The organism is Streptomyces sp. JB150, from assembly GCF_011193355.1.
Taxonomy (GTDB): Bacteria; Actinomycetota; Actinomycetes; order Streptomycetales; family Streptomycetaceae; genus Streptomyces.
In genome coordinates, this window is the sequence record NZ_CP049780.1 from 3209217 (window position 1) to 3230283 (window position 21067).

The window sequence follows — 21067 nt, forward strand, 5'->3', positions numbered from 1 at the left end:
TCCGCGCGGAGCGCCTCCCGTACGGCCACCCCCGTCAGCGGCGGAGTGTTACCCGCGGTCGCTCCCCCTCGCCGCGTCCGCCGTACCTACTCGCCGGTACCTTGTGCACGATGCATCCGCTGTTCCGCCCTGGGGGAGGTCCCGCCGTGTCCGAAGGCGTCGCCGTCGACACCCGCCCGACGAAGATCGTGTACGTCGCCGAAGCCACCGCGCACGGCGGCCGGGACGGCTATGTGACCAGCCAGGACGGCCAGCTCCAGCTGAAGGTGGCGATGCCTCCGGAGCTGGGCGGCGACGGCAACGGCACCAACCCCGAGCAGCTGTTCGCGGCCGGCTACAGCTCCTGTTTCCACAACGCGCTGATCCTGGTCGGCAACCGCGAGGGCTACGACCTCACCGGCTCCACGGTCGCCGCCAAGGTGGGCATCGGCCCGAACCGCAGCCGCGGCTACGGCCTCGCGGTCGCCCTCAGCGTCTCGCTGCCCGTCCTCGACGCGGACGTCGCCGCCCGGCTGGTCGAGGCGGCCCACGAGGTCTGTCCGTACTCCAACGCCACCCGCGGGAACATCGACGTGACGATTCTGCTTGGCTGAGCAGGGCACCCGCACCGCAGGAGGAGGAGTACGGACGTGGACGTCAACGGCACCGTGGCCGAGGGGTTCGAGCCGGTCAGGGACGCGTTCGTACGGAACTTCGAGACGCTGGGCGAGCGGGGCGCCGCGGTGGCCGTCTACCGGGACGGGCACAAGGTGGCCGACCTGTACGGCGGCACCCGCGACGTCGACGGCAGCGAGCCGTGGCAGCCCGGCACCGCCCAGATCGTCCGCTCGGCGACCAAGGGCGTCGCCGCCGCCGTCCTGCTGCTCCTGCACCAGCGCGGCGAACTGGACCTGGACGCGCCGGTCGGCGAGTGGTGGCCGGAGTACAAGGCGGCGGGCAAGGAGCGCACCCTGGTCCGGCATCTGCTCGCGCACCGCGCGGGCGTGCCCGTGCTGGACCGGCCGCTGACGCCCGCCGAGGCCGCCGATCCGGTGCTCGGCGCGGCGGCGGTCGCGGCGCAGGCGCCGGTGTGGGAGCCGGGCACGGACCACGGCTACCACCCGCACACGTTCAGCTGGCTCGTGGCCGAGCTGGTGCGCCGGGTCACCGGCCGGCCGGTCGGCGAGTGGATCGCCGACGAGATCGCGGGTCCGGTCGGGGCGGACTTCCGGCTCGGGGTGCCCGCGGACGGGGCGGAGCGGGTGGGCCGGGTCGGCCCGGTGACGGGCGAGGAGTCGGCCGGCGCCCTGCGGACCCGCCCGAAGCGCGCGGTCACCGACGCCTACGCCGACCCCGGCTCCCTGACCCGCCGCGCGTTCGGCGCGATTACCCCGAAGCCCGACGAGAACGACCCGGTCTACCGCGCCGCCGCCCTGCCCGGCTCCGGCGGCGTCGCCACCGCCGACGGGCTGGCCCGGATCTACGCCTCCCTGATCGGGGAGGTCGACGGCGGCGTGCGGCTCTTCACCCCGGAGACGGTCGAGCTCGCGCGCGGCGAGCAGTCGGCGGGACCGGACCGGGTGCTGGTCGTGAACACCCGCTTCGGCCTCGGCTACATGCTGCACGGCAGCGCGTCCCCGCTGCTGTCCCCCGGTTCCTTCGGACATCCGGGCCGCGGCGGCTCGCTCGGCTTCGCCGACCCGGAGTCGGGGATCGCCTTCGGCTATGTGACGAACGGATTCCGCAAGAGCGTCACGGCGGACCCGCGCGCGCAGGCGCTGGTGAGGGCGGTCCGCACCGCCCTCACCGGTGCCTGATCCGCCGCGGGCTCATACGTGGATGGGGTGGGAGGTCCGCCCCGACGCCGAGTCGATCTCGTCGTGCGCCTTGGTGAGCAGCCGCATGGCGAGTTCGTTCAGCGCGCGGGCCCCGGCGATCTCCTCGCCCACCCTGGGCTGATTCGCGTCCGTGTGGTGCCTGCTGGCGTGCCCGTGGGAGCGCACCTCGCTGCCGTCGGGCAGCCGTACCAGCGCGGCGGCCTCGGTGTGCCGTTCGTCCTCCTTGAACTCCAGCTCGACGTGCCATCCCACCACGGTGTGCATGGTCATGACGATCACCTCCGGAAGAACCTGCTTCCAGAGTGCTCCTGATGGCGTACGGATGCACCCATTAGGGGATGTTCCGGACGGAACCGGCGCGCGGCGGGCAGCCGACCGGAGGGAGAGGGAGACAGGGAGCGATCATGGGAACGTACGTGCGCCTCGGTGAGGTCGACACCTGGTACGACGAGCACGGCGCCGGAGAGCCGCTGGTGCTGCTGCACGGTGGCCTGGTGGACGCCCGGTTCTTCGAGCCCAACCTCGGCCCGCTCGCCGAGCACTTCCGCGTCTACACCCCGGAGCGCCGGGGCCACGGCCACACCCCGGACGTGCCGGGCCCCATCACCTACGGGCTGATGGCCGACGACACCATCGCCTTCCTGGAGGCGGTGGTCGGCGAACCGGCCGATCTCGTCGGGCACAGCGACGGGGCGTTCGTGGCGATGCTGGTGGCCATGCGGCGGCCCGAGCTGGTGAAGCGGCTGGTGATGATCAGCGGCGGGTTCAGCAAGGAGGGCGACGCCGTGCCGGACGCCGAGTGGGACGTCGACGCGGTCTCCGCGTTCCTCGGCCCGGCCTACGGCGAGGTGTCCCCGGACGGCATCGGCCACTTCCGGGTCGTCGCGCGCAAGATCGGCGACATGGCCGCGAAGGAGCCGTGCCTGAAGGCCACCGACCTCGCGGCGGTCACCGCGCGGTCGCTGGTGATGTTCGCCGACGACGACCTGGTCACCATGCGGCACATGGTGGACATGTACGACGCGCTGCCCCACGCCGAGCTGGCCGTCGTCCCCGGCACCTCGCACTTCCTCACCCAGGAGAAGCCGCACCTGGTCAACGCGCTCGTCCTGGACTTCCTCACCCGCGAGCCGGTGCCGGTGGTGGCCCCGATCCGGACGGCGCCGGGAAAGCCGTGAGCCGCGTCGACGGCGTCGGTGACCGCGGGGATCAGGAGCCGCCGGTCCCGCCGCCGGTCCCGCCTCCGCCCTCGCGGACGTCGGCCAGGGTGCCGCCGGCGTGCGCGATCAGCGTCGCGGGTGCCATGGGGAAGACGGTGTGCGGGTCGCCGGCCGCGGCCCACACCACGTCGTGGCCGAGCAGCCCGCGGTCGGCGAGCACCCGGGTCGCCGTCCGGTGCCCGAAGGGCGGCACGCCCCCGATGGCGTACCCCGTGGTCTCCCGTACGACGCCGGCGTCGGCCCGGGTGACCCGCTGCGCGCCGAGCTCCCGCCGCACCAGCTCCACGTCGACCCGGGAGGCGCCGTCGACCATCACCAGCACCGGCTCCCCGTCGGCGGCGAAGACCAGCGACTTGCAGATCTGGCTCAGCTCGCAGCCGATCGCGGCGGCGGCCTCGGCGGCGGTCCGGGTCCGGTCCGGGAACCGGCGGACCCTCCGCAGCACCTCCGCGAGCCCCATCCCGTGCAGGGCCTCGGCGAATCGGGGGTGGGCTCCGTGGTCCTCGGTGGCGGTGGCTGCACTCGTCATGGAGGGCAACCTAGCGGCGGGTGTCCGGGGCACGCGAGTGCTTATCGCGCGGGCGGCACGGGCCGCGCGGGCCGCGCGGGCCCGGACGGTCAGCGCCGGCGCGGTGGAACGACGAAGCCGGTGAGGGCGCCCCGTCCCCACGGAGCCCTCACCGGCTGGTCCCGGACGGCCGGCGGACGGGCCGCCGGCCGGGCGGTCAGGCGCGGACCAGTTCGCGGTCCTCGTCGGGGTCCTTGCCACCGTCGGACCCGGTGCGCAGGCCCTCGCCCTCGACGTCGACGTTGGGCAGCGCGCGGTCCAGCCACTTCGGCAGCCACCAGGCGGCCTTGCCGAGCAGGGCGAGCACCGCCGGGACGATCGCCATGCGGACGACGAACGCGTCGAAGAAGACGGCGATGGCCAGGCCGAAGCCGATCATCTTGACCATGGACTCGCTGGAACCGATGAAGCCCGCGAAGACCGCCATCATGATCACCGCGGCGGCGGTGACGACCCGCGCGCCGTGCTTGAAGCCGGTCACGACCGCCTGGCTCGGCTTCGCGCCGTGGACGTACGCCTCGCGCATCCGGGTCACGAGGAAGACCTCGTAGTCCATGGCCAGGCCGAAGACCACGCCGACCATGAAGATCGGCATCATCGACATGACCGGACCGGTCTCCTCGACGCCCATCAGGCCGGACAGCCAGCCCCACTGGAAGACCGCGACGACCGCGCCGAGCGCCGCGAGCACGCTGAGCAGGAAGCCGAGGGCCGCCTTCAGCGGGACGAGGATCGAGCGGAAGACCACGATCAGCAGCAGGAAGGCGAGGCCGACCACCAGGGCCAGATACGGCAGCAGCGCGTCGTTCAGCTTCTGCGAGACGTCGATGTTCATCGCCGTGGCGCCGGTGACCAGCACCTGGCCGTCCTTGTCGGCGGCCACCTCGGCGCCGTTGTCACGGATGGCGTGGACCAGTTCCTCGGTGGCGGCCGAGGACGGCTTGGCGTCCGGGATGACGGTGATCGTCGCGGTGTCGCCGGCCTTGTTGGGCGCCGGCGGGGTCACCGTCACCACGTTGTCGAGGCCCTTGACCTCGTCCGCGACGTCCGTGAACAGGGTCTGCGGGTCCGCGCTGCCCTTGCCGTCGACGACGACCATCAGCGGGCCGTTGAAGCCGGGGCCGAAGCCCTCGGACAGCAGGTCGTAGGCGCGGCGCTGGGTGGTCGATGTCGGCTGGGAGCCGTCGTCGGGCAGGCCCAGTTCCAGCGAGGTCGCGGGCACGGCCGCGGCGCCCAGGCCGATCACGCCGAGCAGCAGCACGGCCACCGGGCGGCGCACCACGAAGCTGGCCCAGCGGGTGCCCATGTTCGGGCGGCCCGGCTTCTTCGGCGTACGGCCGCCGCCGAGCAGCTTGCTCTTCTCGCCGGTCGGGCGGACCCTGCGGCCGGCGTAGCCGAGCAGCGCGGGGATCATGGTGAGCGCGATCAGCACGGCGATCGCGACCGTGCCCGCCGCGGCGATGCCCATCTTGGTCAGCATCGGGATGTTGACGACCGACAGGCCGACCAGGGCGATGACGACGGTGAGACCGGCGAAGACCACCGCCGAGCCGGCCGTGCCGACGGCCCGCCCGGCCGCCTCCTCGCGGTCGCGGCCCTCGGCGAGTTCGGCGCGGTAGCGGGAGACGATGAACAGGGCGTAGTCGATGCCGACCGCGAGGCCGATCATCGTGGCGAGGGTGGACGTGGTGGAGCCGAGGTCCAGCGGGCCGGCCAGCGCGGTGATCGTCGCGACGCCGATGCCGACGCCGATGATGGCGGTCAGCAGCGGGAGTCCGGCGGCGAGCAGCGAGCCGAAGGTGATGACGAGGACGACCGCGGCGACGGCGATGCCGATGATCTCGGAGCTGCCGGTGTGCGGCACGGCCTGCAGGGCGTCACCGCCGATCTCGACGGTCAGCCCGGCGTCCCGCGCGTCCTCGGCGGCGCCTTCCAGGGCCTCCTTGGTGCTGTCCTTCAGCTCCATGCCGGAGACCTTGTAGGAGACCTGCGCGTAGGCGATCGTGCCGTCCCGGCTGACGGCCTTGGCCTGGTACGGGTCGGCGACGGAGGCGACCTCGGAGCCGTCGGCCAGCTCCCGCACGGTCTTCTCGACGGCCGCCTTGTTCTCGGCGTCGGTCATCTTCTCGCCCGCGGGCGCCTTGAAGACGACCCGCGCGGTGGCGCCGTCGGCGCTCATGCCGGGGAAGCGCTCCTCCAGCAGGTCGAAGGCCTTCTGAGCCTCGGTGCCGGGGATCGAGAAGGACGTGGTGCCGGGGGTGGGGGCGCTTGCCGCGCCGACGCCCGCGAGCGTCAGCAGCGCCACCCATATGAGGGCGACGAGGTGCCTTCGCCGGAACGAGAACCGGCCGAGTCGGTAGAGAAACGTGGCCACGAGGGCGTACTCCCGGTCAGTCGTGGGGTGGTCAGGGCAGGGGTGGTCAGCCCGACGACGAAGGGGGAGCCCCCGGCTCGAGCGGCTTCGAGAGCTGGGGGAGGTCGCGTCAGGTGGTGCTGAGTGGGGGGCTCAGGTGGTGGGGACGCCGAGGGCGGGGAGGACCACGGCGTCGATGTACGAGATGAGGAAGGACTGCGTCGGCGGCAGCTCGTCGATCAGCGCGCGGGTGACGAACGCGCCCAGCAGCATGTGCAGCACGAACTCCATCGCCGGGTTGTCCTCGCGGACCTCACCCCGGTCGACGGCACGCCGCAGCAGGCGCCGGAACTCGTCCAGCTCGGGTTCGATGAGCAGTTCCTTGAACGCCCGCAGCAGGTCGGGGTTGGTGTGGACCGCCATGGCCAGGCCCCGCATCAGCGCGGTGTTCTGTTCCATCGTGCAGTCGTCCTCGCGGGACACGAGGGCGAGGAAGTCGCCCCGCAGCGACCCGGTGTCGACGTCGGCGACCCGGCCCGGCTTCATGTGCCGCATCGCCTTCGCCACCAGCTCGGCCTTGCCGCCCCACTGGCGGTAGAGCGTGGCCTTGCTGGAGTGGGTGCGGGCGGCGACGGCGTCCATGGTCAGGGCGTCGTAGCCGACTTCGCGGAGCAGGTCGAGCACGGCCGTGTACAGCTCGGCCTCCCGCTCGGGCGTGAGCCGGCTGCGCCGCGGGGTGGCGGTGTCGGCCATGACTCTCACCTCACCTTCTGCCTGCTTCGACTTTTCCGGCCCCGGCTTTTCCCGCCTCGGCGTTCCCGCTTCGGCAGGTCCTGCTCAGGTCCGCTTCGAACGAAACGGTTTCGTACACGACCCACTGTAACGCCCCGCCTTAGCGAAACGAAACCGTTTCGTACGTGCGCTGGGTCACGTCTGTCAACACCGCATAAGTTGCTCGGCCCTCATACCGGGCAAAGCATGAAGAGGTGACCTATCTGCGCCTCCCCCACCTCCACCGTGACCTGCTGTGCTTCGTGGCCGAGGACGACCTCTGGCTGGCCCCGCTCGACGGACCGGGCCGGGCCTGGCGGCTCACCGCCGACCGCACCAAGACCGGCCACCCCCGCTTCTCCCCCGACGGCCGGCACATCGCGTACACGAGCTGGCGCAGTCTCGTCCCGGAGATCCACCTGGTGCCCGTGGCCGGCGGACCCTCCCGGCAGCTCACCTACTGGGGCAGCCCCGACACCCGGGTCTGCGGCTGGACGCCCCCGGAGGGCGACGGCCCCGGCGACATCCTCGCCGTCGCCTCCCACGGCGAGCCCTTCTCCTACTTCACCTGGGCGTACAAGGTCTCGGCGGACGGCGACCCGGGCCGCAAGCTGCCCTGGGGCCCGGTCACCGACCTCCAGGTCGCCGACCTCCCCGACGGGCACCGCACCCTGCTGCTCACCGGCACCCCGCCGCACGAGCCCGCCGCCTGGAAGCGCTACCGGGGCGGCGCCATGGGCCGCCTCTGGCTGCACGGGCAGCGCCTCCTCGCCGGCCTGGAGGGCCATCTGCACTCGCCGATGTTCGTCGGCGACCGGATCGCCTTCCTCTCCGACCACGAGGGCATCGGCAACCTCTACTCCTGCGCCCACGACGGCAGCGACCTGCGCCGCCACACCGACCACGACGCCTTCTACGCCCGGCACGCCGCCAGCGACGGCACCCGGGTGGTGTACCAGTGCGCCGGCGACCTGTGGATCGTCGACGACCTCGCCCCCGACGCCGTACCGCGCAGGCTGGACGTCCGGCTCGACGGGCCGCGCACCGGCCGCCGCCCGTACCAGGTGCCGGCCGCCCAGCACGTCGACGCGCTCTCCGTCGACGAGACGGGCCGCGCCAGCGCCGTCGTCGTGCGCGGCAGCCTGTACTGGCTCACCCACCGCGACGGCCCCGCCCGCACCCTCACCGACACCCCCGGCGTCCGCGTCCGGCTGCCCGAGATGCTGGGCTCACGCGGGCAGGTGGCGTACGTGACCGACGCGGAGGGCGAGGACGCCGTCGAGATCGCGTCGCTGCCGCGGGCCACCGGCGACCGCGAGCCCCGGCGGCTCGCCTCCGGCCGGCTCGGCCGCGTCCTGGAACTGGTCGCCGACCCGCGGGGCGAGCGCCTCGCCGTCGCCGCGCACGACGGCCGGCTGCTGCTGCTCGACGCGAGCGAGGAGTCGGACGGCGAGGTCACCGAGCTGGTCCGGTCGGACAACGGCCCGGTCCGCGATCTCGCCTTCTCCCCGGACGGCTGCTGGCTGACCTGGTCCCACCCCGGCATCGGCCGCTCGCTGCGGCAGATCAAGCTGGCCCGCATCGCGGGCGCCGCGGCCGGCGGCGAGGGCGCCCCGGTCGTCGTCGACGTCACCAACGGCCGCTTCGAGGACGAGAACCCGGTCTTCACCCGCGACGGCCGCTACCTCGCCTTCCTCTCCTGGCGCGGCTTCGACCCGGTCTACGACGTGCACACCGGCGACCTGTCCTTCCCGCTCGGCTGCCGCCCCTACCTGGTGCCGCTGTCCTCGGCGACCCCGTCCCCGTTCGCCCTCGACCCCGACGGCCGCCCCGCCGCCGGCGGCCTCGGACAGCTCGGTGACGTCGGCGACCTCGGCGAGGCGGGCGGCGGCGGCGGCGAGGGCACCGTCACCGTGGAGGTCGAGGGTCTGGAGAGCAGGGTCACGCCGTTCCCGGTCGCCGCCTCCAAGTACTCGGCGCTCGCCCCCGTCGCGGGCGGCGGACTGGTCTGGCTGCGCTGGCCGATCTCCGGCGCGCTCGGCGAGACCTTCGTCAACCCGGACGACACCACCGGCCGCCCCACCCTGGAGTACTTCAACATCACCAAGGCCAAGCGGTCCGAACTCGTCGCGCACCTCGACTGGTTCGCGGTCAGCGGCGACGGCAGCCGCCTGGTCGTGGTCGACGAGGGCGACCTGCGCGCGGTCCCGGCCACGGAGAGCGGCGACAGCGACACCATCACCTGGATCGACCTGCGCCGCATCCTGCACCAGGTCGACCCGGGCGCCGAGTGGCGCCAGGCCTACGAGGAGGCGGGCCGCCTGATCCGCGCCTACTTCTGGGACCCGGGCATGTGCGGCATCGACTGGGACGCCGTCCTCGACCAGTACCGTCCGCTGGTCGACCGGGTCGCCACCCCCGACGAGTTCGCCGACCTGCTGCGCGAGGTCCTCGGCGAACTGGGCACCTCCCACGCCTACGTCAGCGCCGCCCGCCGCAACGAGGGCCCGCCCCACTACCAGCGCTGGCAGGGCCTGCTCGGCGCCAACCTCGTCTGCCGGGACGGCCGGTGGACGGTCAAGCGCATCCTCCCCGGCGACTCGTCCGACTCCAAGGCCCGCTCCCCGCTGGCCGGTTCGGGCATCCGCGAGGGCGCGGTCCTCACCCACGTCGACGGCCGGCCCGTGGACCCGGTGGCGGGCCCGTTCCCGCTGCTCGCGGGCGCGGGCGGTACGACCGTGGAGCTGACGTTCACGTCCCCCGAACCCACCACGGAGGCCGCCGAGTCCGCCCGGCCCACGGAGCCCGCCGGGTCCGCGGCGCCCGCCGGGGATTCCGCCGCCGCCCCCGACGGCGCGGGCCGCTCGCGCCGCGTCGCCGTCGTCCCCCTCGTCGACGAGCGGCCGTTGCGCTACCAGGACTGGGTGGCCAAACGCCGCGAGGTGGTCCGCGAGCTGAGCGACGGGCGCTGCGGCTATCTGCACATCCCCGACATGGGCGGCTCCGGCTGGGCCCAGTTCAACCGCGATCTGCGCATGGAGGTCTCCCGGCCCGCCCTCATCGTCGACGTGCGCGGCAACGCCGGCGGCCACATCAGCGAACTGGTCATCGAGAAGCTGACCCGCACCATCCTCGGCTGGGACCTCACCCGCGACGCGCAGCCGGTGTCGTACACCTCCAACGCCCCGCGCGGGCCCGTGGTGGCGCTCGCCGACGAGGCGACCTCCTCCGACGGCGACATGATCACGGCCGCGTTCAAGCTGCTGAAGCTGGGCCCGGTGGTCGGCCAGCGCACCTGGGGCGGCGTGGTCGGCATGACCGGCCGCCACCGCCTCGGCGACGGCACCGTGATCACCGTGCCGATGAACGCGGCCTGGTTCGACGCCTACGGCTGGTCCGTCGAGAACCAGGGCGTCAGCCCCGACGTGGAAGCCCTGCGCACCCCCCTGGACTGGGCCGAGGGCCGCTACGCCCAGCTCGACGACGCCGTCCACCTCGCCCTCGACCTGCTGCGGACGCAGCCCGCCGCCACACCGCCCGACTACCGTGACGTACCGGACCGGTCGCGGCCGAAGCTGCCGCCGCGGACCTGACCGCCGCCGCCCATGGCAGCGCGGGGTGCCCTCCGTGCGGGAGGGCACCCCGCGCCGGCCGGAGCCGAGTGCTTACCGGTCGCGGTCGTAGTCCGTACCGAAGCGCTCCTCGTCCTCCTGCTCCTGCGGCGTCAGAGCGTCGTCACGACGCTGGCCACGGCGGTTGTGGACCTGCTCCTTGGCCTGGTCCATCTTCTCGCGGGCCTGCTGCTGGAACTGCTCGGACTGCTCCTGGAACTTGTCCTTCATACCCATGTGGTGTCACTCCTTGTGACGGGGGGGAGTTGGGGCCCCCGAGTGGGGGCTCACTCAGATTCACACGGGCCGCGTCGCTCTGCATGTCGATCAGTCACGCTGCGTAGCCCGCACCGCGCGGGCCTGTTCGTCCGCCGCGCCGCCCGCGCCGACCAGCCCGGTGCGCATTCCCTCCAGCCGGTCCGCGAACCGCCGCATCTCCCGCTGCCCGACCGTCCCGATCAGCGCCGGCAGATACCCGCGCACGCCCTGCATCCCGCGCAGCCACCACTGCCCGTACACGTGCGCCGAGCGCCGCTCGATCCCGGCCACGAGCCGGTCCACCGCCGGGCCCAGCGGATACGTCTTGTTCGACGGCCACGGCAGCCGCTGCCGCAACTCCCGCATGACGTCGTCCTGATCGGCCCCGCGCACCATGTCGGTGTCCGTCCAGGACAGGTAACCGACGCCGACCCGCACGCCCTTGTGGCCGACCTCCGCGCGCAGGCTGTGCGCGTACGCCTCCACACCCGACTTGGACGCGCAGTACGCCGTCATCATCGGCGCCGGGGTGATGGCGGCGAGCGAGGCGATCTGCAGCAGATAGCCGCGGCTCTCCGTCAGCACCGGCAGGAACGCCCTCGCGGTCACCGCCGAGCCGATGAGGTTGACCTCGATGACGCGCCGCCAGGCCTCGGGGTCGGAGTCGGCGAACGGACCGCCGGTCGCCACACCCGCGTTGGCGACCACGATGTCGACCTTGCCGAACCGCTCCTTGACCTCCCGCGCCACCCGGGCCATCGCCTCGTGGTCCGTGACGTCGGCGTACCAGTGGTCGCTCTCGCTGTGCAGCCGGGATGCGACGTCCTTGAGCGCGTCCGGCTCCAGCCCGACCAGAGCGACCTTCACGCCGCGCGCCGACAGCTTGCGCGCGAGCAGCTCACCGACACCGCGCGCGGCCCCCGTGACGACCGCGACCTGCCCCTCCAGGCTCACCCTGCTCATGCGCCCTCCCTCACCTTCGCGTACCCCGTGACGAGTTGCCGTATCTTCTCCGTGACCAGCTCGGGGGCCTCCACCGGTGTCATGTGGCCGACCCCGGGCAGCTCGGTGAGGCCGGCCGCGTGCGGCAGCGCGGCGGCGAGCGCCCGCGCGTGCACGGGCGGCGTGAGCCGGTCGTGCGTGCCGACGACGACCTCGGCGGGCACGCCCAACTCCCGAACGGCGTGGTCGAGGTCGAGCACCTCCAGGACCCGCGACCAGGTGTGGCGTACGGCGCGCGGGCAGGCGTGCACGATCCGGGCGCACGCCTCCACCATGTGCGGACCCGAACCGGCGCCCATCGTCCCGTACTTGAGGATCCGTCTGGCGAGGGGCGTGACCGGCCCCAGCGGGGCGCGCGAGCCGAGGATGCGCCGCGTCAGCCGGGTCCGCAGCCGCCCGGGCCGCAGGGGGACGACGGTGGCGGCGGCGACCAGCTGCGAACTGCCCGTGCTGCACAGCAGGACGGCCGCGGCGTGCTCCCGCAGCCGGGGGCGGGTGGCCGCCGCCAGGATCGTCATGCCGCCCATGGAGTGGCCGGCGAGCACCGCCTTCTCGCCGGGCGCGAGGGTGGCGGCGAGGACGGCTTCCAGGTCGTCGGCGAGCGTGTCGGTGGTGCACGTTCGGCTCGCCGGGCTGCGGCCGTGGCCGCGCTGGTCGTAGGCGATGACCCGGTGGCCGGCGGCCAGGGCGCGGATCTGCGCCGCCCAGAAGGCGGTCGAGCAGGTCCAGCCGTGGATGAGGACGACGAGCGGCGCGCCATCGGGCCCGTGCACCTCGACGTGCAGCCGCGCGCCGTCGGCGGAGACGGCGGTCAGCTCGCGGGCGGGGGCGGGCGGGGCGTAGGGGCCGGACCTCACGTGCAGGAGGCGGCTCACCGGGCGGCCTCGGCGGAAGCCCCGGCCGCACGCCCACCGGACCGCTCCCCGGCCCCCGCGGCGCTCTCGCCGGACCGCTTCCCGACCCCCGCGGCACCCTCGCCGGACCGCTTCCCGACCCCCGCGGCACCCTCGCCGGACCGCTTCCCGACCCCCGCGGCACCCTCACCGGCCTTGCTCGCCGGCGGCCGCAGCACCTCGTACTCCAGCAGGTCCACCCGCCGCGTCGCCCGCCGGAACTCCGCCGTCGTGCCCGGCCAGATGGTGGTGTTGCGGCCGCTCGCGTCCAGGTACCAGCTGGTGCAGCCGCCGGTGTTCCACACCGTGCGCTTCATCCGCTCCTGCACCCGCCGGTTCCAGGCGTGCACCGCGCTGGGGCGCGCGTCGAGCGCGACGCGCCCGCCGAGCACGTCGAGCTGCCGGAGGTAGTCGGCCATGTAGTTCAGCTGGGACTCGATCATCAGGATCATCGAGGAGTTCCCGAGGCCGGTGTTGGGCCCGATGATCGTCATCCAGTTGGGGAAGCCGGCCGCGGATGCGCCGCGCAGGGCCTCCATGCCTCCCTTCCAGACCTCGGCGAGCGTCCTGCCCTCCGCCCCGACGACCCGCTCGGCGATCGGCATGTCGGTGACGTGGAAGCCGGTGCCGAAGACGATCGCGTCGACCTCGGCCTCGCTGCCGTCGGCGGCGACCAGCGTGGAGCCGCGCACCTCGGCCAGCCCGGACGCGACGACGTCGACATTGGGCCGGGCGAGCGCCGGGTAGTAGTCGCTGGACAGCAGGATCCGCTTGCAGCCGATGCGGTAGTCGGGCGTGAGCTTGGCGCGCAGCGCCGGGTCCTTGATGGCGCGGGCCATGTTGCGCTTGGCCAGCTGCTCGACGAGGCCCAGCTCGTCGGGGCGCTTGGTGAACGCCTGGACCTGCAACTCCCGGATGCCCCACAGCAGTCCGCGCCGGGCCTGGGCGGTGAACGGCAGCTTCCGGTGCAGCCAGCGCTCGACGCCGCTGATCGCGCGGTCCATCCGGGGCATCACCCACGGGGGCGTGCGCTGGAAGAGGGTGAGCCTGCCGACCCGCGGCTGGATGGCGGGCACGATCTGGATGGCGGAGGCCCCCGTCCCCACCATGGCGACCCGCTTGCCGCGCAGGTCGTAGTCGTGGTCCCAGCGCGCGGAGTGGAACACCTTGCCGGGGAAGGAGTCCAGGCCGGGGATCTCGGGGATCTTCGGGTCGGACAGCGGGCCGGTGGCGGAGACCACGAGGTCGGCGGTGAGCCGCCCGGAGGCGGTCTCGATGTCCCAGCGCAGCCGTTCCGCGTCCCAGGTCATCAGCCTGACCTCGGAGTCGAACCGCAGGTGCGGCCGCAGTCCGAAGACGTCGGCGACCCGCTCCAGATAGGCGCGGATGTGCTCTTGCCCGGAGAAGGCGCGCGGCCAGTCGGGGTTGGGCGCGAAGGAGAACGAGTAGAGGTGGGACGGCACGTCGCAGGCGCATCCCGGATAGCTGTTGTCCCGCCAGGTCCCGCCGACGCTGCCGGCGCGTTCCAGGACGACGAAGTCGGTGATCCCCTCGCGGCGCAACCGCACGGCGGCCCCCAGTCCGCCGAATCCGGACCCGACCACCGCCACCCGTACATGCTCGTGCTCGGCCATCCCGAAGCCTCCACGCATCGCTCTCGACCATGCCAGTGAACACTGGCGCAATGGGGAGAGTAGAGGAGAGCCGTACTCACCGGTAGAGGTCGGCGCCAGGAAAGTTACCGCCGGTACGACTTAGGGTGCGGACGTGGCAGACAAGGCAGCGAGGCATCCCGACGAGCCGGCGAAGCGCGAGTACCGCATGGAGGAACTGGCCCGCCTGGCCGGCATCACGGTGCGCACCCTGCGCTTCTACCGCGAACGCAAACTCATCCCGCCACCCCGCCGCGAGGGCCGTATCGCCTGGTACGACGACCATCACCTGGCCCGGCTGCGCACCATCGCCGCCCTGCTGGAACGCGGCCACACCCTGAACGGCATAGCCGAACTCGCCGAGGCCTTCGACCACGGCCGCGACGTCGGCGACCTGCTCGGCCTCGGCGCCCCCACCGAGGAGACCCCGGTCCGCCTCACCCCCGAGGAACTCGCCGACCACTTCGCCGGCCAGGCCACCCCCGAGAATCTCGCCGCCGCGATGGAACTCGGCTACCTCGGCACCGACGGCGAGGAGATCGTCCACATCAGCCGCCGTCTGCTGGACGTCTCCGCCACCCTGGTCCGCGAGGGCATCCCGCTCGCCGACGTCCTGACCGCCGCCAAACGCGTCCGCGAACACGCCGACGCCCTGGCCGACCTCTTCGCCGACCTGATCCTCCGCCACGCCCCGGAAGACCGCCTCCCCCACCTGCGCCCCCTGGCCCGCAGCGTGGTGGAGGCAGAACTCTCGCTCGCCCTGGACCGGCGGATGCGCACGCAGGGTCAGAGGTCGTAGACGACGGTCACCGGCGCGTGGTCCGACCAGCGCTCCGCGTGCGTGGCCGCCCGCTCGACGTACCCCTTGACCGCCCTGGCCGCCAGACCCGGCGTGGCCACGTGGTAGTCGATCCTCCATCCTGAATCATTGTCGAAAGCCCGCCCCCGGTAGGACCACCAGGTGTACGGCCCCTCGACGTCCGGGTGCAGCGCCCGCACGACGTCGACGTAGCCGCCGGCCTCGGGGGTGAGGACCTGGGTGAGCCACTCGCGTTCCTCGGGCAGGAAGCCGGAGTTCTTGGTGTTGCCGCGCCAGTTCTTCAGGTCGGCCTGCCGGTGGGCGATGTTCCAGTCGCCGCAGACCAGCACCTCGCGCCCGTCGGCGGCGGCGCGCTCGCGCAGTTCCTTGAGGTAGGCGAGGAACTCGCCCATGAAGCGGACCTTCTCGTCCTGCCGTTCGGTGCCGACCTCACCGGAGGGGAGGTAGAGGGAGGCGACGGTCACACCGGGCAGGTCGGCCTCGACGTAGCGCCCGCTGCCGTCGAACTCGGCCGAGCCGAACCCGACGCGCACGCGGTCCGGTTCGCGCCGGGTGTAGAGCGAGACGCCCGCGCGCCCCTTCGCGGCGGCCGGGGCGTGCACGACATGCCAGCCCTCCGGCTGCCGAACCCCCTCGGGCAGCTGCTGCGGCTCCGCGCGGACCTCCTGAAGGCACAGCACATCGGCGTCGGTACCGGCCAGCCACTCCACGAAGCCCTTCTTCGCGGCAGCCCGCAGCCCGTTCACGTTCACGGTGGTCACAGTCAGCACCCCGGCACGATACCGGCACACTGGACCGAGTCCGGATTCCGACGGCCCCGCGCCCGCATAGAAGTACGATGCCTCACATGAATATACGCCGTGTGCCCTTCGACCACCCCGACGCCGTGAAGCTCAACGACGAGGTCCAGGCCGAGTACCACGAGCGCTACGGCGACGGCGGCGACGCCACCGTGCTCGCCCCGGAGGACTTCGAGCCCCCGAACGGCGTGTACTTCATCGGATACGACGAGCTGGACCGCCCGGTGGCCACCGGCGGCTGGCGGCGCCAGGACAAAAACGACGAGGGCAACGAGGACGGCGACGCCGAGCTGAAGCGCATGTACGTGATCAGACAGATGCGCGGCCGCGGCCTCGCCCGGCGCATGCTCGCGGCCCTGGAGGCGGACGCCCGCGCGGCCGGCCGCGTCCGCATGGTCCTGGAGACCGGCACCGAGCAGCCGGAGGCCATCGCCCTGTACACGTCCAGCGGCTACGAGCCCTGCGCGAAGTTCGGCTACTACCGCTTTCACGAGTCGAGCCGCTGCTACGCGAAGACCCTGTGACGTGCGCCACCTGAGGGCCCGTCACGGGCCCTCTTCCGGGGCGGCACACACGACGAGCGCGGGAAACACGATAGAGCCCCGCTGGTTTCCCAGCGGGGCTCTATGCTGCGTGGACCTGAGGGGATTTGAACCCCTGGCCCCCTCGATGCGAACGAGGTGCGCTACCGGACTGCGCCACAGGCCCTTGCAACGAGTGAAACTTTAGCACCCCGATCGGCCTGCTCGGAAATCCGATCCCGGCCGGGGCCCGGGGACCTACTCGTTGGCCGCGCGCGGCCGGTCCCCGTCCTCGTACTGATCGAACAGCGGCGTACGCCCCCGCTCCCGGGCCCGCCGGGCCGAGGCCGCCCGCCGGACGTCGCTGCGGCCGTCGCCCTCCGGCCGGTCTCCCGCCGGGTCCGCTTCCGCGTCGCCCGGCTCGTCCCCGGCCGGCTCGGCGGCCGCCCGGGTCTCCTCCTCCCGCGCGACGGGGCTCGACCGCGCCGAGCTCCAGGCGTCCGGCGCCCCGAGGTCGACGTCGGCCGTGGCGCGCGGCGCGACCGGCGCGGTGACGTACGTCGGCAGCGGCACCGGGACCGGCTCCCAGCTGTCCCCGTGCCCCGGCCGCCGCTGCCGCTCGCGCTGCTGGTCGACCCACTCGGCGTGGTCGGTCTGCTCGACGAGCGCGCGCCGGTCCGCGGCGAGCGCGGACAGGCCGGGATCGGCTTCCGGTTCCGGGCCTTCGTCGGGTTCGTCGCTGTCGGCGGGCGCGGACGGCTGCCGGCGCGGCTGGCGCGCCCGCTCCCGCAGCCGCTGGGCGGCGGCCTCCGCGCGGCGGCGGTCCATCTGGTAGGCGAAGCGGCGGCGTTCCTGGCTGCGCAGATAGGCGATGTACGCGCTGAGCAGCACGGCGGGCACGCCGGGCGCCCACAGGAAGGCGAGTCCGCCGACGGCGGCCACGACCGAGCCCATGGTGAAGGCGAGGAAGAGCACCACGGTGGTGCGCCGACGGCGCGCGAGCACCTTCGAGCGCCGGGCGCGCGCGGCGGCGGCCTCCGCGCCCGGGGCCCGCCGGGCCCCCGGCACCTGCCCCCGTACGCCCCCTGCACCGGTGCCGCGCGCGGGGGCGCCGCCGGGGGTGTGGGCGGACGGGGAGGCGGATGCCGGGCTGCCGCCGGGAACCGCCTGGCCGGAGCCTGGTGCCTGGCCGGGTGCGGACGCCTGGCCGGATGCGGACGTCTGGCCGGACCCGGATGCCGGGGTGCCGCCGGAGGCCTGCCCTGCCGCGGCGCCCGGCCCGCGGGCCGGCAGGGGCACCTGCGTGTGCGGGCGGGTCGGGGGCATGGCGAAGGCCCGGACGTCCACCGAGTCGGTGACCGCTTCCGGGTCGCTCAGGGCGGGCTCCGCCTCGTCGGCGGAGCGCGCCTGCAGGTCCTTGGCGTACCGGCGCTCCATCCCGGCCCGTCCGGACAGCAACCGGATGGCTGTGCTGAAGCGTTCCGTCGGACGGGCCTCGTTCAGCTCGTCCTGCCTACGGAGCCACATCGGCACCAAGTAGGCGGCCCAGGCCCCGACGATGACTGCGTAGATGAGGCCGCTGCTGCTCACGCCTCACACGGTAGAGGGGTTTGCGTGAGGCCATCCGCCAATTGAGCCGGTGTGTCGCACGATCTGGCTGATATTTCTAGCTTTTTTTGTGAGGGATGCGATCAGCGGCCCGCTCCGACCGTGAATTCACGGCAGCGAACCGGTCATCGAGCCGAGAATTTCGAACATTTATTCAATTACTGCTGCGGGTGCGGCTGCGTCGCCACCGGTTCACCAGCCCGTCGGGCACTTCCTCCGCGGTCAGCGCGAAGACGAGGTGGTCGCGCCAGGCCCCGTCGATGTGGAGATAACGCGGCCGCAGCCCCTCCTCGCGAAATCCCAGTTTCTCCACCACGCGGCGGCTCGGCCCGTTCTCCGGGCGAATGCACACCTCCACGCGGTGCAGTCCGACGGTGCGGAAACAGTGGTCGACGACGAGGGCCACGGCGGTCGGCATCACCCCGCGGCCGGCCACCGCCTCGTCCACCCAGTAGCCGATATGACCGGAGCACATCGAGCCCCAGGTGATCCCGGCGACCGTCAACTGCCCGACCAGCCGCCCCTGGTACTCGATCACGAACGGCAGCATCCGGCCCGCGTTCGCCTCCGCGCGCAGATGGCGCACCATCTGGCGGTAGGTCGGCCGGTGGATCACCGGTCCGCCGGGGCCTGGCGGCGGGATCGTCGCCTCCCAGGGGCGCAGCCAGTCCCGGTTGCGCCGGTTGACCTCGCGCCAGGCCCGCTGGTCGCGCAGCTTTATCGGCCGCAGGACGACGTCTCCCTCGACCAGCTCGACGGGCCAGGATGCGCCGTTCAGCTCGCACCCCCCGGTCCGGGTCCGGGGTGGTCACCGCCGCGGATCTGGTCGACGGCGTGGACCAGCAGCGGCTCCAGCACGGCCAGCCCGTCGCGCACCCCGCCGGTCGATCCGGGCAGGTTCACGATCAGCGTGCGGCCCGCCACTCCGGCCAGGCCCCGGGAGAGGACTGCGGTCGGCACCTTGTCCCGGCCGTAGGCCCGGATCGCCTCCGCGATGCCCGGCACCTCGAAGTCGAGCACCGCGCGGGTGGCCTCCGGGGTGCGGTCGGTGGGCGAGACGCCCGTGCCGCCGGTGGTGACGATCACGTCGTACCCGGCGTCCACGCCCGCCCGCAGCGCGGCCTCCACGGGGTCGCCGTCGGGGACGACCCGGGGGCCGTCCACGGCGAAGCCGAAGCCGGTGAGGCCGTCGGCGACCAGCGGGCCGCCCCGGTCCTCGTAGACGCCCGCGGCGGCGCGCTGGGATGCCGTGACGACCAGCGCGCGGTACGGCGCGGCCGGCCGGCTCACGACCGGCTCCAGTCGCCGGACTTCCCGCCCGTCTTCTCCTCCACCCGCACGTCCGTGATGACCGCTCCCTTGTCCACCGCCTTGACCATGTCGACCACGGTGAGCGCGGCGACACAGACCGCTGTCAGGGCCTCCATCTCGACGCCCGTGCGGTCCGTCGTCCGCACCGTGGCGGTGATCTCCACGGCGTCGTCCGCGACCGACAGATCCAGTGTCACACCCGTCACCGACAACGGGTGGCACAGCGGGATCAGGTCCGGGGTGCGCTTGGCGCCCATGATCCCGGCGATCCGCGCGGTGGCGAGGGCGTCGCCCTTGGGCAGCCCCTCACCGCGCAGCAGCTCGACCACGCGGGGCGAGACGAGGACGCGTCCACTGGCGCGGGCGGTGCGCGCGGTCACGTCCTTCTGCGATACGTCGACCATCCGGGCGGCGCCCGCGTCGTCGATGTGCGTCAGTCGGTCCTGCGTACTCATGTTCTGTGCCGCTCCCGGTCCGGGCCCTCGCGGTGCGGCGCGCGGGCCTGCTGTGCGCGACACGGTACCGCCAACACCGGGGCGTCAGCCGAGCAGGATCACCTCGACGTCGTCGCCGGGCGCGACGGAGGTCACGTCCTCGGGGACGACGATCAGCGCGTTCGCGCGGGCGAGGGCGGCGACCAGGTGGGAGCCGGCTCCGCCGACCGGGGTGACGGTGCCGTCGGCGTACGCGCCGCGCAGGAACTGGCGGCGGGCCTTGGGCGAGGTCAGCGGCCGGTCCGCGGTCAGGGTGGCGCGGGCCGCGGGCCGGTGCACGTCCGTGAGGCCCATGAGGGTGCGGATCGCGGGGCGGACGAACAGCTCGAAGGAGACGTACGCCGACACCGGGTTGCCGGGCAGGGCCAGCAGCGGGGTGTGGTCGGGGCCGATGGAGCCGAAGCCCTGCGGTTTGCCGGGCTGCATGGCGAGCTTGCGGAACTCGACGCCACTGCCCGGCTCGTCCTCGTCGCCGACGTGCGACAGCGCCTCCTTGACGACGTCGTACGCGCCGACGCTGACGCCGCCGGTGGTGACCATGAGGTCGGCGCGCACCAGCTGGTCGTCGATCGCGGTGCGCAGGGTCTCGGCGTCGTCGGCGACGGCGCCCACGCGGTAGGCGATGGCGCCGGCGTCGCGGGCGGCGGCGGTGAGGGCGAAGCTGTTGGAGTCGTAGATCCGGCCGGGGGCCAGCTCCTCGTCGGGCTGGACGAGTTCGCTGCCGGTGGACAATACGACCACGCGCGGGCGGGGGCGGACCCGGACCGTGCCGCGGCCGATGGCGGCGAGCAGCGCGATCTGCGGCGGGCCGAGGATGGTGCCGGCGTCGAGGGCGCGGTCGCCGGCCTTCACGTCGCTGCCCTGGGCGCGTACGTGCGCGCGTGCCTCGCACGGCCGGTGGACGCGCACCTGGCCGCCGGCCGCCTCCGGGGCGAGGCTGCGGGCGCGCATCCCCGCGACGGGGCCCTCGCCGAGGCCGCCGTCGGTCCACTCCACGGGGACCACGGCCTCGGCGCCGGGCGGCAGCGGGGCGCCCGTCATGATGCGGGCGGCCTGGCCGGGTCCCACGTGGAGCAGTCCGGCCTGGCCGGCCGCGACGTCCCCGACGACGTCCAGGACGGCCGGGAACTCCTCGCTCGCGCCCGCGACATCCGCGACCCGCACCGCGTACCCGTCCATGGAACTGTTGTCGAACGGCGGCAGGGAGACCGGCACCGTGATGTCGTCGACCAGGACGCAGCCCTGGGCGTCGAGCAGGTTCAGCTCGATGGGTTCGAGGGGGCGGACGGTGGCGAGGATGTCCTCCAGGTGTTCGTCCACCGACCACAGGTGGTCCTGGCCGGTGGCGCGGGGCGCGGCGGTGCTCAC

20 protein-coding genes and 1 tRNA gene are annotated in these 21067 nt (G+C 73.4%); 6 read left to right on the top strand and 15 right to left on the bottom strand.

Annotated elements, in window-relative coordinates; translation table 11 throughout:
• Nucleotides 1-146 precede the first annotated feature (146 nt).
• Together G7Z13_RS15005 and G7Z13_RS15010 are read left to right on the top strand one after the other, a co-directional pair.
• On the top strand, nt 147-593 hold the full coding sequence (locus G7Z13_RS15005; protein ID WP_165999623.1) for an organic hydroperoxide resistance protein: 447 nt from the start codon (nt 147-149) through the stop codon (nt 591-593).
• Nucleotides 594-629: 36 nt separating this feature from the next.
• On the top strand, nt 630-1796 hold the full coding sequence (locus tag G7Z13_RS15010; RefSeq protein WP_165999625.1) for a serine hydrolase domain-containing protein: 1167 nt from the start codon (nt 630-632) through the stop codon (nt 1794-1796).
• Between the two features lie 12 nt (nt 1797-1808).
• Here the strand turns inward: G7Z13_RS15010 and G7Z13_RS15015 are convergent, their stop codons facing one another.
• The gene (locus tag G7Z13_RS15015) at nt 1809-2087 is read right to left on the bottom strand and encodes a DUF1876 domain-containing protein (RefSeq protein WP_165999627.1); all 279 of its coding nucleotides are present in this window, start codon (nt 2085-2087) and stop codon (nt 1809-1811) included.
• Between the two features lie 134 nt (nt 2088-2221).
• On the opposite strand from G7Z13_RS15015, the gene G7Z13_RS15020 reads away from it, so the two are divergent.
• Nucleotides 2222-2995 (top strand): alpha/beta hydrolase, encoded by a 774-nt coding sequence (locus tag G7Z13_RS15020; protein ID WP_165999628.1) that lies wholly within the window; start codon nt 2222-2224, stop codon nt 2993-2995.
• Nucleotides 2996-3026: 31 nt separating this feature from the next.
• Here the strand turns inward: G7Z13_RS15020 and G7Z13_RS15025 are convergent, their stop codons facing one another.
• From G7Z13_RS15025 to G7Z13_RS15035, 3 genes are all read right to left on the bottom strand, one after another.
• Complete coding sequence (locus G7Z13_RS15025; RefSeq protein ID WP_165999630.1) at nt 3027-3566, bottom strand: YbaK/EbsC family protein; 540 nt, start codon at nt 3564-3566, stop codon at nt 3027-3029.
• 196 nt (nt 3567-3762) lie between these two features.
• Complete coding sequence (locus G7Z13_RS15030; protein WP_165999632.1) at nt 3763-5979, bottom strand: MMPL family transporter; 2217 nt, start codon at nt 5977-5979, stop codon at nt 3763-3765.
• A gap of 132 nt (nt 5980-6111) precedes the next feature.
• Nucleotides 6112-6711 carry a TetR/AcrR family transcriptional regulator gene (locus G7Z13_RS15035; protein ID WP_165999634.1) on the bottom strand — a complete coding sequence of 200 codons (600 nt, stop codon included), beginning with the start codon at nt 6709-6711 and terminating at the stop codon, nt 6112-6114.
• A gap of 233 nt (nt 6712-6944) precedes the next feature.
• On the opposite strand from G7Z13_RS15035, the gene G7Z13_RS15040 reads away from it, so the two are divergent.
• The gene (locus G7Z13_RS15040; RefSeq protein WP_165999636.1) at nt 6945-10322 is read left to right on the top strand and encodes a S41 family peptidase; all 3378 of its coding nucleotides are present in this window, start codon (nt 6945-6947) and stop codon (nt 10320-10322) included.
• 72 nt (nt 10323-10394) lie between these two features.
• Here the strand turns inward: G7Z13_RS15040 and G7Z13_RS15045 are convergent, their stop codons facing one another.
• The 4 genes from G7Z13_RS15045 to G7Z13_RS15060 form a co-directional block, all read right to left on the bottom strand.
• Nucleotides 10395-10577, bottom strand: coding sequence for a hypothetical protein (locus tag G7Z13_RS15045; protein ID WP_165999638.1), 183 nt, complete (start codon nt 10575-10577; stop codon nt 10395-10397).
• 90 nt (nt 10578-10667) lie between these two features.
• The gene (locus G7Z13_RS15050) at nt 10668-11561 is read right to left on the bottom strand and encodes an SDR family oxidoreductase (RefSeq protein WP_165999640.1); all 894 of its coding nucleotides are present in this window, start codon (nt 11559-11561) and stop codon (nt 10668-10670) included.
• Nucleotides 11558-12475, bottom strand: coding sequence for an alpha/beta hydrolase (locus G7Z13_RS15055; protein ID WP_165999642.1), 918 nt, complete (start codon nt 12473-12475; stop codon nt 11558-11560). Before G7Z13_RS15055 ends, G7Z13_RS15050 begins: the two co-directional genes overlap by 4 nt.
• Complete coding sequence (locus tag G7Z13_RS15060; protein ID WP_165999644.1) at nt 12472-14127, bottom strand: NAD(P)/FAD-dependent oxidoreductase; 1656 nt, start codon at nt 14125-14127, stop codon at nt 12472-12474. Before G7Z13_RS15060 ends, G7Z13_RS15055 begins: the two co-directional genes overlap by 4 nt.
• A gap of 187 nt (nt 14128-14314) precedes the next feature.
• On the opposite strand from G7Z13_RS15060, the gene G7Z13_RS15065 reads away from it, so the two are divergent.
• Nucleotides 14315-14944 carry a MerR family transcriptional regulator gene (locus G7Z13_RS15065; protein WP_166004964.1) on the top strand — a complete coding sequence of 210 codons (630 nt, stop codon included), beginning with the start codon at nt 14315-14317 and terminating at the stop codon, nt 14942-14944.
• On the opposite strand, the gene G7Z13_RS15070 is transcribed toward G7Z13_RS15065, so the two are convergent.
• Nucleotides 14932-15735, bottom strand: coding sequence for an exodeoxyribonuclease III (locus G7Z13_RS15070; protein WP_165999647.1), 804 nt, complete (start codon nt 15733-15735; stop codon nt 14932-14934). The genes G7Z13_RS15065 and G7Z13_RS15070 overlap by 13 nt on opposite strands.
• A 77-nt stretch (nt 15736-15812) precedes the next feature.
• On the opposite strand from G7Z13_RS15070, the gene G7Z13_RS15075 reads away from it, so the two are divergent.
• Entirely contained in the window at nt 15813-16289 is a 477-nt protein-coding gene (locus G7Z13_RS15075) for a GNAT family N-acetyltransferase (protein WP_165999649.1), read from the top strand.
• Between the two features lie 110 nt (nt 16290-16399).
• Here the strand turns inward: G7Z13_RS15075 and G7Z13_RS15080 are convergent.
• From G7Z13_RS15080 to glp, 6 genes are all read right to left on the bottom strand, one after another.
• Nucleotides 16400-16473: transfer RNA gene (locus G7Z13_RS15080), tRNA-Ala, on the bottom strand.
• Between the two features lie 71 nt (nt 16474-16544).
• Nucleotides 16545-17876 (bottom strand): gephyrin-like molybdotransferase receptor GlpR, encoded by a 1332-nt coding sequence (glpR, locus tag G7Z13_RS15085; protein WP_165999651.1) that lies wholly within the window; start codon nt 17874-17876, stop codon nt 16545-16547.
• Nucleotides 17877-18048: 172 nt separating this feature from the next.
• Entirely contained in the window at nt 18049-18672 is a 624-nt protein-coding gene (locus G7Z13_RS15090) for a GNAT family protein (protein ID WP_166004965.1), read from the bottom strand.
• Nucleotides 18669-19184, bottom strand: coding sequence for a MogA/MoaB family molybdenum cofactor biosynthesis protein (locus G7Z13_RS15095; RefSeq protein ID WP_165999653.1), 516 nt, complete (start codon nt 19182-19184; stop codon nt 18669-18671). The genes G7Z13_RS15090 and G7Z13_RS15095 overlap by 4 nt, the downstream gene beginning before the upstream one ends.
• On the bottom strand, nt 19181-19660 hold the full coding sequence (gene moaC, locus G7Z13_RS15100) for a cyclic pyranopterin monophosphate synthase MoaC (RefSeq protein ID WP_165999655.1): 480 nt from the start codon (nt 19658-19660) through the stop codon (nt 19181-19183). The genes G7Z13_RS15095 and moaC overlap by 4 nt, the downstream gene beginning before the upstream one ends.
• A gap of 84 nt (nt 19661-19744) precedes the next feature.
• On the bottom strand, nt 19745-21067 hold the full coding sequence (glp, locus tag G7Z13_RS15105) for a gephyrin-like molybdotransferase Glp (RefSeq protein WP_165999657.1): 1323 nt from the start codon (nt 21065-21067) through the stop codon (nt 19745-19747).